The organism is Pseudomonas sp. NFACC46-3 (genome assembly GCF_900114515.1).
Lineage (GTDB): Bacteria > Pseudomonadota > Gammaproteobacteria > Pseudomonadales > Pseudomonadaceae > Aquipseudomonas > Aquipseudomonas fluorescens_Q.
Map to the genome: position 1 here is coordinate 1 of NZ_FOTH01000031.1, position 16,604 is coordinate 16,604.

12 protein-coding genes are annotated in these 16,604 nt (G+C 60.8%); 5 read left to right on the top strand and 7 right to left on the bottom strand.

Annotated elements, in window-relative coordinates; translation table 11 throughout:
• Positions 1–441: 441 nt before the first annotated feature.
• Both BM300_RS24130 and BM300_RS31470 read right to left on the bottom strand, forming a co-directional pair.
• On the bottom strand, positions 442–669 hold the full coding sequence (locus BM300_RS24130; protein ID WP_092148998.1) for a hypothetical protein: 228 nt from the start codon (positions 667–669) through the stop codon (positions 442–444).
• Positions 666–791, bottom strand: a complete 126-nt coding sequence (locus BM300_RS31470; protein WP_256572246.1) for a hypothetical protein — start codon at positions 789–791, stop codon at positions 666–668. Before BM300_RS31470 ends, BM300_RS24130 begins: the two co-directional genes overlap by 4 nt.
• A gap of 329 nt (positions 792–1,120) precedes the next feature.
• On the opposite strand from BM300_RS31470, the gene dctP reads away from it, so the two are divergent.
• From dctP to BM300_RS24155, 5 genes are all read left to right on the top strand, one after another.
• On the top strand, positions 1,121–2,116 hold the full coding sequence (gene dctP, locus BM300_RS24135; RefSeq protein WP_014336661.1) for a C4-dicarboxylate TRAP substrate-binding protein DctP: 996 nt from the start codon (positions 1,121–1,123) through the stop codon (positions 2,114–2,116).
• Positions 2,117–2,182: 66 nt separating this feature from the next.
• On the top strand, positions 2,183–2,815 hold the full coding sequence (locus BM300_RS24140) for a TRAP transporter small permease (protein ID WP_092149000.1): 633 nt from the start codon (positions 2,183–2,185) through the stop codon (positions 2,813–2,815).
• Complete coding sequence (gene dctM, locus BM300_RS24145; protein ID WP_092348352.1) at positions 2,812–4,095, top strand: C4-dicarboxylate TRAP transporter large permease protein DctM; 1,284 nt, start codon at positions 2,812–2,814, stop codon at positions 4,093–4,095. The genes BM300_RS24140 and dctM overlap by 4 nt, the downstream gene beginning before the upstream one ends.
• Positions 4,096–4,203: 108 nt before the next feature.
• Positions 4,204–5,199, top strand: coding sequence for a TRAP transporter substrate-binding protein (locus tag BM300_RS24150; protein WP_092149004.1), 996 nt, complete (start codon positions 4,204–4,206; stop codon positions 5,197–5,199).
• 259 nt (positions 5,200–5,458) lie between these two features.
• Positions 5,459–7,363 carry an alkaline phosphatase D family protein gene (locus BM300_RS24155; RefSeq protein WP_092348351.1) on the top strand — a complete coding sequence of 635 codons (1,905 nt, stop codon included), beginning with the start codon at positions 5,459–5,461 and terminating at the stop codon, positions 7,361–7,363.
• A 79-nt stretch (positions 7,364–7,442) separates the two neighbouring features.
• On the opposite strand, the gene BM300_RS24160 is transcribed toward BM300_RS24155, so the two are convergent.
• The 5 genes from BM300_RS24160 to BM300_RS24180 all read right to left on the bottom strand — a co-directional run bounded on the left by BM300_RS24160 (position 7,443) and on the right by BM300_RS24180 (position 16,483).
• Positions 7,443–7,943 (bottom strand): methylated-DNA--[protein]-cysteine S-methyltransferase, encoded by a 501-nt coding sequence (locus BM300_RS24160; RefSeq protein WP_063322893.1) that lies wholly within the window; start codon positions 7,941–7,943, stop codon positions 7,443–7,445.
• Positions 7,944–8,114: 171 nt separating this feature from the next.
• The gene (locus BM300_RS24165; protein ID WP_092149008.1) at positions 8,115–10,850 is read right to left on the bottom strand and encodes a winged helix-turn-helix domain-containing protein; all 2,736 of its coding nucleotides are present in this window, start codon (positions 10,848–10,850) and stop codon (positions 8,115–8,117) included.
• Positions 10,851–11,216: 366 nt separating this feature from the next.
• Positions 11,217–12,581, bottom strand: coding sequence for a DUF1329 domain-containing protein (locus tag BM300_RS24170; RefSeq protein ID WP_063322895.1), 1,365 nt, complete (start codon positions 12,579–12,581; stop codon positions 11,217–11,219).
• 25 nt (positions 12,582–12,606) lie between these two features.
• Entirely contained in the window at positions 12,607–14,469 is a 1,863-nt protein-coding gene (locus BM300_RS24175; RefSeq protein WP_072346956.1) for a DUF1302 domain-containing protein, read from the bottom strand.
• 331 nt (positions 14,470–14,800) lie between these two features.
• Positions 14,801–16,483 (bottom strand): fatty acid--CoA ligase, encoded by a 1,683-nt coding sequence (locus BM300_RS24180; protein WP_063322897.1) that lies wholly within the window; start codon positions 16,481–16,483, stop codon positions 14,801–14,803.
• Positions 16,484–16,604: the final 121 nt, after the last annotated feature.

The window sequence follows — 16,604 nt, forward strand, 5'->3', positions numbered from 1 at the left end:
GCGGTGGCTCAGGCGACGGTGAACTGTCAGGTCCGCGCACCAAACCGATCACGGCTATTGGTCAGGTGCAGCCACATCCCGTGGCGAGGGAGCTTGCTCCCGCTGGGGCGCGAAGCGGCCCTGAAGCCTGACGACTCGGTGTCTCAGGCAAAGGCTTGGGTCTGCTGCGCAGCCCAGCGGGAGCAAGCTCCCTCGCCACACGGGATCGGTGTCGATTGGCAGATTCGTGCAGGCCACCATTCCACGGTGGGAGCTTGCTCGCGAATGCAGTCTGAGAGGGTGATGTTGGCTGGGCCGGCGTCTTCGCGAGCAGGCTCGCTCCCCACAGGGGGACTGTGGCGGACGCAGAATTCGTGAACACAGGAGATCAAAATTGTGGGAGGCGATGGCTGCGGAAGGTGACGCCCTGTCACAGGTTTTGTGCAGACTTTGGCTGCCTGGCTAGATTCGAGGTTTGCGCCGTCGTCTCCAGGCAATGCCCAGCGCCGCAGCCATGACCACCACCCCGACATTGCCAAACAACCAGATCGCAAAGTTGCGGCTCTGGTCTGCTTCGCTCTCGTAGAACGGTCCGAAATAACTACCAACGGCCATGAACGCCAAGTTAAATGTGCCGACCGCCAGCACGATGATCAGGAGCACGAAGAAAATTTCCTTGATGACGTTCATATGACTTTCCAGAACCAGATGTCCTTGGAATCGTGAAAGTCCGAGAACGTGCCTTCGATCGAAAAACCCATTTGTCCAAATATCTGCGGATGGCTTTTCCACAACGTGTCGAATGTAAACATCTGTCCTCTCCATGAGGTTTTTCATCCTGGACGCATAGCCTAGCAGCCCCCCTCGCCCCATGAATTCGATAAGCGCTGGCGTGAGATTGAGAGCCAGTCATTACCACTCCTTCACGGTTTCCGGCCCAGTATTCGACCCGTTTGTGATGTTTCAGCCCGACACAAGGAAGACTCTAACGCAACCTGTCGAGACGTATGGCCAAAGGACGGTTTTTCCCGTCAACCGTCCCCGCAAGTTGTTTTTCTGCCTAGACTCATCATTGTTCCGCTTTACGCTGCGTTTTGAATGAGCTCGCACGAAAATACTAAAAACAAGAGGAAAGCCCCTAATGTTCAAACCTATCTGGAAAGCGCTCGCTTGCACATTGGCCCTGAGCGCGATGAGCACGGCCATGGCGGCAGATCCGGTGGTGATCAAGTTCTCCCATGTGGTCGCCGAGCAAACACCAAAAGGCCAAGGCGCACTGTTGTTCAAGAAACTGGTGGAAGAACGGTTGCCAGGCAAAGTGAAGGTCGAGGTCTACCCCAATTCTTCGTTGTTCGGCGATGGTAAGGAGATGGAAGCCTTGCTGCTGGGCGACGTGCAGATGATTGCGCCATCGCTGGCCAAGTTCGAGCAATACACCAAGACCGTACAGCTGTTTGACTTGCCGTTCCTGTTCGATGACATCTCCGCCGTGGACCGTTTCCAGTTGAGCCCTGAAGGCCAGAAACTGCTCAAATCCATGGAAAGCAAGAACATCACCGGCCTGGCTTATTGGCACAACGGCATGAAGCAGCTGTCGGCGAACAAACCCCTGCGTGAACCCAAGGATGCTCGCGGCCTGAAGTTCCGGGTACAGGCGTCAGCGGTGCTGGAAGAACAATTCAAGGCGGTGAACGCCAACCCGCGCAAGATGAGTTTCGCCGAGGTGTACCAAGGCTTGCAGACCGGTGTGGTCAACGGTGCGGAAAATCCGTACTCCAACATCTACAGCCAGAAAATGCATGAAGTGCAGAAGTACATCACCGAGTCCAACCACGGTTTGCTCGACTACATGCTGATCACTAACACCAAGTTCTGGAACGGCCTGCCACCGGACATTCGCACGGAACTGGACAAGATCCTGGTAGAAGTCACCGCCCATGTGAACAAAGAGGCGGCACAGCTCAACGAGCACGACAAACAACGCATCCTCGACGCCAAGACCACCGAGATCATCACCCTGACGCCAGAAGAACGTGGCGAATGGCGCGACAAGATGAAACCGGTGTGGAAGAAGTTCGAAGGCGATATCGGCGCTGACCTGATCAAAGCAGCCGAAGCGTCCAATAAAGCCCAGTGATTGGTTGGCCGGTGTCGCCACCCTGGCGGCACCGGCCTGTCGTCCCTCCAACAGGAGATGTCGTCCATGAACGCCCTTCGGCGCATCTGGGAACACTTCGAGGAAGGTTTCATCGCCTTTCTCCTGGCCGCCATGACGCTCGTAACGTTCGTCTACGTGGTACTCAACAACCTCTATGCGGTTTTCTACAGCCTCGGCGATCATTGGCCAGCCGCCAGCGAACCGATGTTCGCCATCGGCGACAACATCATGGGTATGGCCCAGGCCATGACCTGGAGCACATCACTGACCAAGGCGCTGTTTGGCTGGCTGATTTTCTTTGGCCTGTCGTACGGCGTGCGCACGGCCGGGCACATCGGCGTCGATGCGCTGGTGAAACTGGCGAGCAAACCGGTGCAGCGTTTCATCGGCGTCATCGCTTGCCTGTGCTGCCTTGGCTATGCCGGGTTGCTGGCGGTGGCGAGTTTCGAATGGATCAACACGTTGATGATTGCCCAGATCGGCGCCGAGGATCTCGGCCATTTCGGCATCATGCAGTGGCATATCGGGTTGATCGTACCGGTCGGTTTTGCCCTGGTGTTTATCCGTTTCGCGGAAATTCTCGTGCGAATCCTGCGCAATCGCCAGACCGGCCTGGGGCTGGCCGATGAAGCGGCCGAAGCCATCAAATTGACCGAACATGAGGAAGACAAGCCATGACCATTGCCTTCCTGTTCATAGCACTGTTCGTGCTGATGTTCATCGGCGTGCCCATCGCCATATCGCTGGGTTTGGCCGGTTCGTTGACCATCATTTTCTTCAGTCCCGACTCGGTGCGTTCCCTGGCGATCAAGCTGTTCGAAACCTCCGAGCACTACACGCTGCTGGCGATTCCGTTCTTCCTGCTGGCCGGGGCGTTCATGACCACTGGCGGTGTGGCGCGGCGGCTGATCGACTTTGCCAACGCCTGCGTCGGGCATATCCGTGGCGGCCTGGCGATTGCGGCGGTGCTGGCTTGCATGCTGTTTGCGGCGTTGTCGGGCTCAAGTCCCGCGACAGTGGCGGCGGTCGGCTCCATTGCCATTGCCGGGATGGTGCGCTCGGGTTATCCACAGGCGTTTGGCGCAGGCATCGTCTGCAACGCCGGGACCCTGGGCATCCTGATTCCGCCCTCGATCGTGATGGTGGTGTATGCCGCGGCGACCGAAACCTCGGTGGGCAAGCTGTTCATGGCCGGTGTGATTCCCGGCTTGCTGTTGGGTTTTTTCCTGATGGTGGCGATCTACATCGTCGCGGTGAAGAAAAACCTCCCAGCCCTGCCCCGGGCGACGTTCCGTGAGTGGTTGACCACCGCGCGCAAGGCCATCTGGGGCCTGCTGCTGATGTTCATCATCCTCGGCGGGATTTACTCCGGGATGTTCACCCCCACCGAAGCAGCGGCAGTGGCGGCGGTGTATTCGGCGTTTATCGCGTTGTTCGTCTACAAGGACCTCACGTTCCGTGAGACGCCGAAAGTGCTGCTGGAGTCGGCCAAGCTGAGCATCATGCTGATGTTCATCATCGCCAACGCCATGCTCTTCGCCCATGTGCTGACCACCGAGCAACTGCCGCAGCAAATCACGGCATGGGTGATCGATGCCGGGTTGACGCCGGTGACCTTCCTGCTGGTGGTGAACATCGTGCTGCTGATTGCCGGCGCGTTCATGGAGCCCTCGGCGATCATCCTGATCCTGGCGCCGATCCTGTTCCCCATCGCCATGAAACTGGGCATCGACCCGATCCACCTGGGCATCATCATGGTGGTGAACCTGGAGATCGGCCTGATCACACCACCGGTGGGGTTGAACCTGTTCGTCACCTCGGCGGTGACCGGCATGTCCCTGCCCGCCACCATCCGCGCGGCCATGCCGTGGTTGATGATTCTGCTGGCGTTCCTGGTGCTGATTACCTATGTGCCGTGGATCTCGCTGGTGCTACCGAACTGGTTGGGAATGAGTTAAACCCGATAAACACACTCCGTGACGGGCACGGGACAACTTGTTCGTCACAGAGGGATAGGGCCGACCTGTCGGCCCTGTGCCTTCGGACACTGAAAGGGACGCCTCGCAATGCTAAAACCTATGTGGAAAGCGCTCGCCTGCACCCTGGCTTTCGGGGCGTGGGGCATGGTCATGGCGACTGAGCCGATCGTCATCAAATTCTCCCACGTCGTCGGCGAACAAACGCCCAAGGGCCAGGGCGCGTTGATGTTCAAGAAGCTCGTGGATGAACGGCTGGCGGGCAAGGTGAAGGTGGAGGTGTACCCCAACTCCACGCTGTATGGCGATGACAAGGAGTTGGAAGCCTTGCTCCTCGGGGAAGTGCAGATCATTGCGCGGTCGTTGGCCAAATTCGATCAGTACACCAAGTCGGTACAGTTGTTCGACTTGCCCTTCCTGTTCAACGACATCGCCGCCGTGGACCGTTTTCAGCGCAGCCCCGAGGGCCAGAAGCTGCTCAAGTCCATGGAAAGCAAGAACATCACCGGCCTGGCCTATTGGCATAACGGCATGAAGCAGCTATCGGCCAACAAGCCGTTGCGCACACCCGAGGACGCCCGCGACCTGACGTTCCGGATCCAGACCTCCGCAGTGCTGGAGGAACAGTTCAAGGCGGTGGATGCCAAGGCTAAACCGATGATTTTCTCAGTGGTGTACCAGGGTTTGCGCACCGGTTTGGTCAACGGCACGGAAAACACCTATTCGAACTTCTACAACCAGAAACTCAATGAAGTGCAGAAATATGTCACCGAGTCCAACCACGGCATACTCGACTACATGTTGATCACCACCTCGGACTTCTGGAAAGGCCTGCCACCGGATATCCGCAGCGAACTGGACAAGATCGTGGTTGAGTCCACCGCCTATGCCAACCAAGAAGCGGAGCGGTTCAACCAACAGGACAAGCAGCATGTGCTGGACGCCAAGACCACCGAGGTCATTACCCTCACACCAGAGCAGCGCAATGCCTGGCGCGAAAAAATGAAGCCGGTATGGGCCAAGTTCGAACAGGAGATCGGGCCCGATCTGATCAAGGCGGCGCAGGCGTCCAACAAGGCCCAGTGATGTAACAAGGCGGGGGATAACTTGAAGCCCCTGGCTGAACACTTCTGTTGTGGCGAGGGAGCTTGCTCCCGCTGGGGCGCGAAGCACCCCCAAAACCTGATACCGCGGTGTGTCAGGCAAACATTTGGGGGCTGCTGCGCAGCCCAGCGGGAGCAAGCTCCCTCGCCACAGGGTTACCACAACGCCTCCCTGTCCCCAGCAACCCGGCACATTGCGTTATGATCCCCCGCCTCTCCCTGAACAGAGCTTTTACCCGCGAATGCTGCCATCCACTTCTGATATCACCACCCTGCCCGCCGTCCTGGTCGGCCCACTGTTGCGACGGCTGGAGCCCACGCGGCTGGTGATGTGGCTGGTGGGCACGCGAGCATTGGCGATGACGTTGCGCGTGGCCGGCGTGGGTGATCTTGCACTGGATGCGACACGCTGCACCGTGGTGCCGGTGGGACAGCGGGCGTTTGTGCACTTGATCGATGTACGGCTCGCCAGCCCCCTGCCCCGGGACGTGACGATTGACTACGACTTGCTGGTGGACGGCGCGCCCATCGCCGAATGGGCGCCGCACCTGCTGTATGACGGCGCACAGTGCCCGAATTTCATACTGCATTCGCGCATCGAGCAACTGGTCCACGGCTCTTGCCGCAAACCCCATTACCCAGCCAACGACGGCCTGCTCTGCGTCGACCGGCTGTTGGCGCAAGCCCCTGACCAACGCCCGGCATTGCTGATGATGAGCGGCGACCAGGTCTATGCCGACGACGTCGCCGGGCCCATGTTGCGGGCGATTCATGCGCTGATCGAATGCCTGGGGTTGTTCGAGGAATGCCTGGAAGGTGCCGTGGTGGAGGACAGCGCCAAGCTCTATCGGCACCCGGCCAGTTATTACCATCGTGCCGATTTGTTGCCGGCACTGGAGAGTAACGAAACCCTGCGCGAGCGATTTTTCGGCGGGGCCCGCAAGCCGATTTTCACCAGCAGCAGTGCCGACAATCACCTGGTGACCTTCGCCGAGGTCATGGCGATGTACCTGCTAGTGTGGTCGCCCGTGCCTTGGACGCTGATCACCGTGCAGCCGCCCGAACTGACCGTCGAACGGCGCCAGCGCTACGACCTGGAACAGCAGCGCATCGATGCGTTCAAGACCGGGCTGGGCGGCGTGGCGCGAGTGTTTGCGCACCTGTCGTGCCTGATGATTTTCGACGACCACGACATTACCGATGACTGGAACCTGTCTGCGCAGTGGGAGGAAACGGCCTACGGCCATCCGTTCTCCAAACGCATCATCGGCAATGCGTTGATCGCCTACATGCTCTGCCAGGGCTGGGGTAACAACCCCGATGCCTTCGCTGACGTGCTCCCGCAAACCCTGGCCCTGAGCGACACCGCCCGAGACCGTTACCTCGACAGCGAACCCCAGGACCAACTGATCGACACTCTGCTGGGTTTCCAGCAATGGCATTACGTGCTGCCGAGTACCCCGGCCCTGGTGGTGCTTGACACCCGCACCCGCCGCTGGCGCAGCGAGAACAACCTCAAGCAACCTTCCGGCCTGCTGGATTGGGAAGCCCTGAGCGAGTTGCAGCAGGAGTTGTTGGATCACCCGTCGGCGATTATCGTCTCACCGGCGCCGATCTTCGGTGTGAAGCTGATCGAGACCGTGCAGCGGGTGTTCAGTTGGTGCGGTTATCCACTGCTGGTGGATGCGGAAAACTGGATGGCCCATCGCGGCGCTGCCCAGGTGATCCTGAACATTTTCCGCCACTCACGTACGCCCGGTAATTACGTGGTGCTGTCCGGGGACGTGCACTATTGCTTCGTATACGAAGTGTTGATCCCGCACCGCAAGGGCGGCCCGCGCATCTGGCAGATCACCAGCAGCGGCATCAAGAATGAATTTCCCCCTGCGCTGCTGGAATGGTTCGATCGCCTGAACCGCTGGCTCTACTCGCCACGCTCGCCCCTGAACTGGTTCACCAAGCGCCGCAGCATGCGCATCGTCCCCCACACCCCGGAACACGCCGAAGCGGGCGAACGGTTGTGGAACAGCGCCGGCATTGGCCAGGTGTTCTTCAATGAACAGGGCCAGCCCGCGCAGATCTACCAGCACAATGCCAACGGCCAACCGCCGACGCGGATGCTGCCCCCAAAATCACCACCGACCTGAAAGCGCTGGCACCGCCAGCACCTACGCAAGCTGACAATTCGCTATCGCGAGCAAGCTCGCTCCCACAGGGAAGTGGCAGTCAGAACACCAATTGCAGCGACTGCTGACCTTCAAGGCTCAGCAGGAACTGTTTGGCCGCCAGGCCACCAGCGAAGCCGGTAAGGCTGCCGGAGCTGCCGATGACCCGGTGGCACGGGGCGATGATCGAGATGGGGTTGCGGCCATTGGCGGCGCCGACCGCCCGGACCGCCGTGGGTTGCCCCACCTGGATGGCGATGTCGCGGTAGCTGCGGGTTTCGCCAAAGGGGATGGTCAACAGGGCTTGCCAGACCCGGATCTGGAAATCAGTGCCCGCGAAGTCCAGCTCCAGCTCGAAACGACGGCGCTGGCCAGCGAAGTATTCCAGCAACTGACGCTCGGTTTCCTTGAGGACCGGATGCTGGGTGTCCTCCTCCAAAGGCCCCAGGCGCACCCGATTGAGCCGCTCGTTTTCCCAGAGGATGGCCGCCAGCCGTGTCTGCCGGGCGACGAGGATCAGTTGGCCGACAGGGGATTGGATGGTTTTGTACAGAGGCAACATCGAGGGATTCCTTGTCAAAGCCTTTGTGGCGAGGGAGCTTGCTCCCGCTGGGTTGCGAAGCGACCCTACACGTGGCACCGCGGTGTGTCAGATTATCAGTTGGGGCTGCTTCGCAGCCCAGCGGGAGCAAGCTCCCTCGCCACGGGGATCTCACCGACCGCAATATCTTACTCAGCCCAACAACCCCAACGCCTTCGCCCGCGCCACTGCTTGGGTGCGACGCTCCACACCGAGCTTGCTGTTGATATGGCTGGCGTGGGTCTTGACCGTGTGCAGCGAGATGAACAATTGCTCGCTGATCTCTTGGTTCGAACAGCCTTGGGCAATCAGTTGCAACACCGCCCGCTCGCGACTGCTGAGGGTTTCGACCGGCGCCGCCGGGTCGGCAGGCTGGGCCACCGTCGAGGGCAGGCGTTCGAGCAGATGCTCACGCAAGGTACTGGGCGGTGCCTGCAGCAGTTGTTCGCGCAACCATTCACGGTGCTCACCGAACAACCACTCGAAGGGCTGCAACACCCCGCCGCTGGCAGCTTCGAAAGCCTGGGCCAGGGTGCGACGGGCTTCGGCTTCACGCCCGATGCTCAGCAGCAAGGCGACTTTCTGGTTGAGCGCCATCACGCTGAGCATCTGCCGGCCACTTTGCTGACCGTGTTCAAGCAAGGCATCGAGTCGTCCTTGCGCGAGTATCGGTTGGCCCCGGATGGACTCCAGCACCGCCTGTTGCAACTCGACATGCAGCGGCAGTTGCGGGTGGAATTCCGGTGGCGCGGCGGCCCGTTCGCCCGTGTAGGTCTGGCCCAGCCGGGCCAGCCAGGCTTCGGCCAGGTCGGTACGACCCTGGGCCAACCAGAGTTCGCACTTGACCAGGGTGATCATCGCCAGATAGTAGATCGGCGGAACGTCCCAGATGTGCATCAGGCGCTCGGCTTCCGCCAGTTCGGCGAAGGCCCGGGCGAACTCGCCGCTGTAGCCTTCGATACGCGCGATCACGCAATGGCCGATCAGCACGCTGATGTCGCGGCAGGCGCGGGCTTCGGTGAGGCCCGCCTGCAGGCGCGCAAGGCCGGCCTGAGGCTGCATGCGCAAGGTCAGCAAAAAACCTTCGTACATGATCAAGCGCGCCCGCACCGCATAAAGCCGCTGGGGCGACAGCTTGTGCAAACGTTGCAGGCCCTGGTGCACTTCATCCAGCGCCCGCAGGATCTCTCCCCGCGCCTGCAGGACCCGGGCACGATCATAATGGGCCAGGGCCTCGAACAGTGGATTTCCGACCCGTTGCGCCAGCTCCAGGGAGTCGCGGTTCAGGTTCCGGGCGCGCCACAGGTCGCCGTCGGCAATCGCCAGGTTCGACAGTGTGGACAGGCACATCAGGCGCTGGCCGTAGCGTTTTTGCGGCAGGCTCTCCAAAGCTTCGCTGCAATACCGCACGGTGGTCTCGCGATCCCCCCGGCCACGGGCGATGATCCCGCTCAGGGCCAGCCATTGGGCGAGCATGGATTTTTGCGCAGTGGCCGAGGGGGCCGGCAGGAAACGACTCAAGTGCGCCGCCAGCTCTTCGGCAGCGTCCAACTGGCAGGCCAGCCCCAACGCCCAGCTGTAGAGCACGATCAGCCGCGGGGTGCTGATGAGCAGGCTGTCGGGCAAGTCCATTTTCCAGCGCAGCAACATGCCGACGTTCTGCTCGGCCAGCAGTTGCTCCTCCGAGAGGTTCTGCACCAGGTTCGCCGCCACGTCCAGGTGCCCGGCCCGCAGCGCCTGCTCCACGGCTTCGTCGATCAGGCCCTGGGCGTTGAACCAACGGCAGGCCCGCAGGTGCAGGGTCGCGGCCGGGACCATGGCCGGTGCGCTGGGGCGACTGCGCAGCAGGTCGGAAAACAGGTGGTGATATCGATACCAATGGCCGTGCTCGTCCAGCGGTACCAGGAACACCTGGTGGGCCGCCAGGTAACGCAGGATTTCGGCGCTGTCATGGGCCTCGCGCACGGCGTCGCACAGTTCGCTGCAAAAGCGTTCCTGAGGGGCCGTGTCGTAGAGAAATGCCTGCACCTCGGCGGGCAGGCAGTCGATGACCTCTTCAAGCAGATAATCGCGAATCAGCCCTTCGCCGCCGTGCAAGGCCTGGGGCAGCAGGCCTTCGGTACCGGCTTCGGAGGCGGCCAGCAACCAGAAACGCAGCCCGGCCACCCAACCTTCACTGCGCTGGATAAGATTTTCCAGCGCCTCACCGCGCAACGAACTGCTGTGATGCTGGAGCAGGGTCAAGGCTTCTTCATGGGTCAGGCGCAGGTCCTGCTCATTGAGTTCGAGCAGTTGCCGCGACAGGCGCAGGCGCGCCAAATGCCAGTCTGGGCGCTGGCGGCTGGTGACGAGGACCAACAATCCGTCGGGCAGGTGATTGAGGAAAAACTGCAGGCAGCGATCCAGCACCGGGCTTTGGGCCAGGTGGTAATCGTCGAGCACCAGCAGCAAGGGCTCGTGGGGCGATAAGTGCGTGGACAGTTCGTCCAGCAAGCCGTCGAGCCATTCTTCGAAGGCAAAGGGTTGATGACGTTGGCGCATTTTCAGCAACCCCAGCGCCCGACCGCCCAGTTGCGGGAAAAAGGCCTGGAGCCCTTCGAGCAACCGTTCAAGGAAGCGGCCTGGATCGTTGTCCCGGGCACTGAGCCCCAGCCAGAGGCTTTGCCAATGGGCCGGCAGGCTCTGGCAGAACTCCACCGCCAGGGAGCTTTTACCGAACCCCGCCGGGGCACTGACCAACAGCAACCTGCCTCCGAGCCCTGCGCTCAAACGCTCGCACAACCGCGGCCGCATAACATGGCCGTCGGGCAAGGGCGGGCGGTAGAAACGCCCGTCCTGTACCGCGATGGCTGCGCGGGCAGAATCCGGAAGTGAAGACAAATCAGTCATGGCCGGCTCTTGTAGGAATGCGGGTGGCGGCGTTGCAGATGTCCGCAGACTAGCGGTAAACGAGGAGGTATTGAAGGGAGTGCTACAAATGGCTACAAAAAGACTACAAGCCGACCGACTTGAAAAAATTCAGGCAGCCACCGCTCTTGTGGCGAGGGAGCTTGCTCCCGCTGGGTTGCGAAGCAACCCGCAAGGCAGCGACTGCGTTGTACCTGACAGAATGAGAAGGCTGGTTTGGGGCTGCTGCGCAGCCCAGCGGGAGCAAGCTCCCTCGCCACAGGGTTTTGTGTTGACTGATCGAACAAAAAACAACGCCCCGAACCAGTCGGGGCGTTGTTTCGAGGATGCGGCCTCGGATGCAGCGGTTTAGCGGATGCCGTCCTGACGCAGGGCGTTCGGGGTGAAATCGGCGGTGGTGGCGGTGAAGCCGAAGTCGTAGGCCGATTTCTCTTCGTTCTTCATGCCCAGTGCCAGGTAGCGGCCGGACTGCAGGTCGTAGAGGGTTTCCAAGGCGTACCACGGCACTTGCTTGTCGTAGTAGTTCTCGGCATGGGCCTCGGCCACGCGCCACAGTTGGCCACGGCCGTCGTAATGGTCGATTACCGCCGCTTGCCAGGTGTCTTCATCGATGAAGAAGTCACGCTTGGCATAGATGTGGCGCTGGCCTTCCTTCAGCGTCGCGGTCACGTGCCAGACACGACGCAGCTCGTAGCGGGCCAGGTCCTGATTGATGTGGCCGGCCTTGAGGATGTCGGCGTACTTGAGTTGCGGCGAATCGATCTTGTAGCTGTTGGAGGCGATGTACAGCTCTTTCTTGCCTTCCAGCTTCCAGTCGTAGCGATCCGGCGCGCCGTTGTACATGTCCAGGTTGTCGGAGGTACGCAGGCCGTCGGCGGCGGTACCCGGGCCGTCGTAGGACACTTGCGGGGCACGGCGCACACGGCGCTGACCAGCGTTGTAGACCCATGCCGAACGCGGTTCCTTAACCTGGTCGAGGGTTTCGTGCACCAACAGCACACCACCGGCCAGGCGCGCCGGCGCGGTCACTTGCTGCTTGAAGTAGAACAGGATGTTGCCAGGGTTGGCCGGATCGAAATCCTTCATCTTGTCGCGGAACACGAACTGGTCGCGGAAGTACACCAGGCTGTACGAACCGTTGGGCTGCGGGGTGGCCTGGGTGACCAGGCGCGTTACGCTGCCACCACGATAGCGGGTGATGTGGTTCCAGATGACTTCCACGCCGCTCTGGGGAATCGGGAACGGCACAGCCGTCTCGAAGTTTTCCAGGCCGTTACCGCCGGAAACCAGCTTGGTGTTGACCGCGTTTTTCTTGATGGAGGCGAACACCGCGTCCGGCACGGTGGCACCGCGATGGGTCGGGTAGACCGGCATCTTGAAGGTTTCCGGGTAACGCTTGAACATCGCGTACTGACCCGGCGCGAGCTTGTCCTTGTACTGGTCGACGTTCTGCGCGGTGATGGTGAACAGCGGTTTTTCACTGGCGTATGGGTCGGCGAGGAAGCCCTTGCTGTCCACGGAACCGGCATTCTTGGCCATGGGTTTCCAGGCCGAGATCGAGCCGTCGGCATTGCCGGCCATCTCGGCACCCATCGGCGTCAGGCTCTTGCCCAGTTTATCGGCCTCGGCCGCGGGCACTGCCGCCATGACGCTGGCGGCCAGCAGGGAGAGCCCCAGAACACCGGCCTGCAACAGATTCTTTGTTATTTTCATAGTGTGTCGTCCTGAAATACGGTGCTTAGAAGGTCACGCCGACGCTGAGCGCCAGGAAGTCGCGATCGTCTACGGTGCTGAAGTCGCCACCAAAGAAGTTGGTGTAGGCCAGGCTGGCGTTGTAGGTGTTCTGGTACTCGGCATCGAGCCCGAGGCTGACGGCTTTGCGGCCTTCCTCGAAGTTGCCGCCAGGGCCTGGCGAGTAGCCTTTGACGTCATGGGACCAGGCCACGTTGGGCTTGAGGTTCACGCCAGCGAACACGTCCGGGTATTCCCAGATGGCGCGAGCGCGGTAGCCCCAGGAGGTGGAGGTGGTGAAGCCGTCGTTGTTGCAGTTGCTGTTCACGTCGTTGATGGTCTGGCCGCCGCCTGTGGCGGTAGAGCTGTTGAGCGCGTTACAGGCTCCGCTGGGCAGTTGACCCGGACCAAAGACAGGGTCACGACCGTAGCGAACATCCGACTTGCTTTCCAAGCCTCCAACATGAGTCACGCCGACTTCACCTACCAATGTGAGGCGACTGGCGCCCATGACCTGATCCAAGAAGTGAGTGAAGGTGGTCTGGAACTGAGTGACTTCCTTGCGGCGATAACCATGCAGATCCTGGCCTGGCACTCCCTGGAGCAGCGACGCATTGCCCAACACAGGACCACCGATCGGGCGAACGCCGGCGAACAAGATATCGGTGGTGCTCAACTGCACCGGCGCGTTCGGCCGATAGCTGATCTCACCGCTCCACGCCGTACCGGTTGGCAGGGTGGTGGAGAAACTCAAGCCGTAGAGACGGATATCTTCCGGATATTCGACGAAATATTGGGAATTACCCGCGACGATCAGTGGCGCCAGCGGCGAGCCAGTGACCGCGTCGTAGACTGACTGAGGCGCGCCGGTGGCACTGAAGATCGGCGCACGGCTGTGGTAGTTCATGAAGTACGCACCGAACTCGGTGTCCAGCGGCTCGAACATGTACTTCAACGACGCGCCCCACTGGCCGCTGTCGCGAGCATCACGGTCCGGGCCACGCCGTACCAGCACGCCTTCTTCGTTGATATCGACACCCTGGCCTTCCAATATCGGAAGAAGGACCCCCGGGAACGGAATGCTTGAACGCTTGTTCAACACCCGCAGGTTATCGGTACACCCATCGGCAATCACATCCGGCTGGGAGAAGAACGTACCGCAGTTATCCACCACGGTCTGGTCCCATTCAATCTGGTAGAACGCCTCGGCCGACAGGTTGTCGGTCAGGCTCTGGGACACGTAGAACATGTTGACCGGGATCAGGCCTTCCTTGATCTCGGCGCCAGGACGACGGAACGCGGACACGTCGACCGGGTTGATGGAGTTGATGCCGCCCTGGATGAACGTGCTTTCACCCCAACTGACCACCTGCTTGCCCAGGCGCACGGAGCCTGGCTGATCGGCAATGGCATAGTTGTGGTAGACGAACGCATCGAGGATCTGCCCGCCGGAGGACTTGGCGCCTTCCTTGCGGTTGCTGTCGCTGATGTCCTTGTACAGGCGGTGTTCGTCCTTGAGTTCGAAGTCGTACCAGTACTTGCCGCGCACGAACACACCGGTATCGCCGTACTTCAGTTCCAGGTCATGGATACCCTTGAAGATCTTCGAGAAGGTTTCCCCTCGCTTGAAATTCAAGTGGCCGTCATCGGAGGTCTGCGACAAACCCTTGCCGCCATTGTTGACACCGATCAGGTCCTTGTTGGCGTTGGCCGTGGACCAGCTCGCGCCGACCGACAGGGACGAGTCGAACTGGCCTTCGATTTCACCGATGTTGAAACTGACGCCGAATGCTGGCCCGGCGAGCGAAGAGGCGAGACTGACCGCCAGAGGCAGTTTTGCCCGGCGCCAGAACGTGGTTGCTGAGGTCATCGACGCTACTCCATGTGCATTATTGTTATGGCAGTGGACATTTCAAGAACACCTCGATGGCTGGGAGCGGCAGCGTCCCGACATCCGTCGAAGTCGCATCGCCCTTTCGTGCGTGCGCCCCGTTCCTGAGAATCCGTGAGCGGACTATAGCCAGCAGGTAGTACGGCTTGATCCCTCTAAAGTGTGATTTGCAGCCCTCAACCACTCTGGGACAGTCCTTTCGCCAGGCCGACAGGTGTCGGCACGGCAAGGATGGCTGAAATTTACGGTTTGACAAGTCAAGCGCTTGCTTGGTGGGGCTGCCGTGCCCTTTCGGGCACGGCAAAAAGGCCTAAAGCGTGGACAGGAAGGTGCTGTTGTTGCTCTGCCATTCGGTGATATCGACGCGGATGCGCTTTTTGTCGAGCTTGCCGACGCTGGTCTTGGGAATTTCCGTAACAAGGGCGATCTGGCTCGGGATCGCCCACTTGCTCAAGTGCCCCAGCTCGACGAACGGCTTGAGGTGCTCCTTGAGTTCGCGAGCCCCGATCTCATGCCCTTCTCGAACCACCAGCAAGGCAAACGGCCGCTCACCCCACTGCGGATCGGGGATGCCGACCACTGCTACTTCGCGTACCGCCACGTGACGGCTGATGAGGTCTTCCAGGTCCAGGGAGGAGATCCATTCGCCACCAGTCTTGATCACGTCCTTGATGCGATCACGGATGTCGATGAAGCCCATGTTGTCCAGCGTGGCGACGTCGCCGGTGTGCAGCCAGCCGCCGGCCCAGAGCTCGGCGCCCTTCTGCGGCTCGTTGAAATAGCCCTCGGTGAGCCACGGCGCGCGCAGCACCAGTTCGCCCTGGGTCTCGCCGTCGGCCGGCAGGAAGCGCCCCTCGGTGTCGACGATCGCCGCTTCCACCAGCGGGCCTGGCACGCCGGCCTTGATCCGGTAGGTGGTGCGCTCGTCTTCGCTGCCGGCCATCAGTTCCTCATTGAGGTGGGCGCAAGACACCAGCGGGCCGGTTTCCGACATGCCATAGGCGGCAGTGAGCTGGATGCCCCGCGCCTTGGCCGCTTCGTACAGGCTGCGATTCAGGGCGCTGCCGCCGATGACGATCTTCCAGCCGCCGAAATCGGTGTCCTGGGCGCCCTTGGCGTTGAGGACCATTTGCAGGATGGTTGGCACGCAATGGGAAAAGGTGACCTTTTCCTTGCGCCACAGCTGGACCAGGAATTCGGGATCGTAGCGCCCCGGGTAGACCTGCTTGAGCCCGAGCATGGTCGCGACATAGGGCAGGCCCCAGGCATGGACGTGGAACATCGGCGTGATCGGCATGTACACGTCGTTGGTGCCCAGCAGCCGCACGCTGTCGATGGCCCCCATGATGGTCGCCACGCCCATGGTGTGCAGCACCAGTTGCCGATGGGTGAAGTAAACGCCCTTGGGGTTGCCCGTGGTGCCGGTGGTGTAGAACGTGGTGGCGACGGAGTTTTCGTCGAAATCCTGGAAGTCGTAGGTGGGCGCCGCGGCGGCCAGCAATTGCTCGTATTCACCCACCAGGTTCGGCAGCTCGGCAGTTTTTTCCGGCAGGTCGGTCAGCAGCAGGGTCTTGTCCACCGTGGTCAGGTGCCCGGCTATCGCCTGGTACAAGCCGACGAACTCGCTGTTGACCAGCACGAAGCGGTCCTCGGCGTGGTTCATGGTGTAGACGATCTGCTCCGGTGACAGGCGCACGTTGATGGTGTGGATCACCGCGCCGATCATCGGGATCGCGAACATGCATTCCAGGTAGCGATGGCTGTCCCAGTCCATCACCGCCACGGTATCGCCAGCCTTGACCCCCGCCTCGGTCAATACGTTGGCCAGGCGCGCGACCCGTTCGATCAGCGTCGGATAGCTGTAGCGCAACTGGTCGCGGTAGATGATCTCGCGGGTTTTCTCGTAACGCGTACCGGACATCAGCAGCCGCTTGATCAGCAGCGGGTATTGATAGGCGCCTTCGGCTGGGGGAATAACGCGAGTCTGCAACATAAGAGTCCCTTTTCTGACTGCACGGTCTTGGCTGGAAGCAAGCACTCTAGAGCGCTTGTACACAGATCAAATCAGCCAAAGGAATGATTTGATCCGCGCGCAAATACTAGCCTTGAGCCAT

Coding starts and splice junctions, on each gene's coding strand:
- dctP (WP_014336661.1), top strand. CDS start 1,121: ATGTTCAAACCTATCTGGAAAGCGCTCGCTTGCACATTGGCCCTGAGC.
- BM300_RS24170 (WP_063322895.1), bottom strand. CDS start 12,581: ATGAAAATAACAAAGAATCTGTTGCAGGCCGGTGTTCTGGGGCTCTCC.
- BM300_RS24180 (WP_063322897.1), bottom strand. CDS start 16,483: ATGTTGCAGACTCGCGTTATTCCCCCAGCCGAAGGCGCCTATCAATAC.
- BM300_RS24175 (WP_072346956.1), bottom strand. CDS start 14,469: ATGACCTCAGCAACCACGTTCTGGCGCCGGGCAAAACTGCCTCTGGCG.
- BM300_RS24165 (WP_092149008.1), bottom strand. CDS start 10,850: ATGACTGATTTGTCTTCACTTCCGGATTCTGCCCGCGCAGCCATCGCG.
- BM300_RS31470 (WP_256572246.1), bottom strand. CDS start 791: ATGTTTACATTCGACACGTTGTGGAAAAGCCATCCGCAGATATTTGGA.
- BM300_RS24150 (WP_092149004.1), top strand. CDS start 4,204: ATGCTAAAACCTATGTGGAAAGCGCTCGCCTGCACCCTGGCTTTCGGG.
- dctM (WP_092348352.1), top strand. CDS start 2,812: ATGACCATTGCCTTCCTGTTCATAGCACTGTTCGTGCTGATGTTCATC.
- BM300_RS24160 (WP_063322893.1), bottom strand. CDS start 7,943: ATGTTGCCTCTGTACAAAACCATCCAATCCCCTGTCGGCCAACTGATC.
- BM300_RS24155 (WP_092348351.1), top strand. CDS start 5,459: ATGCTGCCATCCACTTCTGATATCACCACCCTGCCCGCCGTCCTGGTC.
- BM300_RS24140 (WP_092149000.1), top strand. CDS start 2,183: ATGAACGCCCTTCGGCGCATCTGGGAACACTTCGAGGAAGGTTTCATC.
- BM300_RS24130 (WP_092148998.1), bottom strand. CDS start 669: ATGAACGTCATCAAGGAAATTTTCTTCGTGCTCCTGATCATCGTGCTG.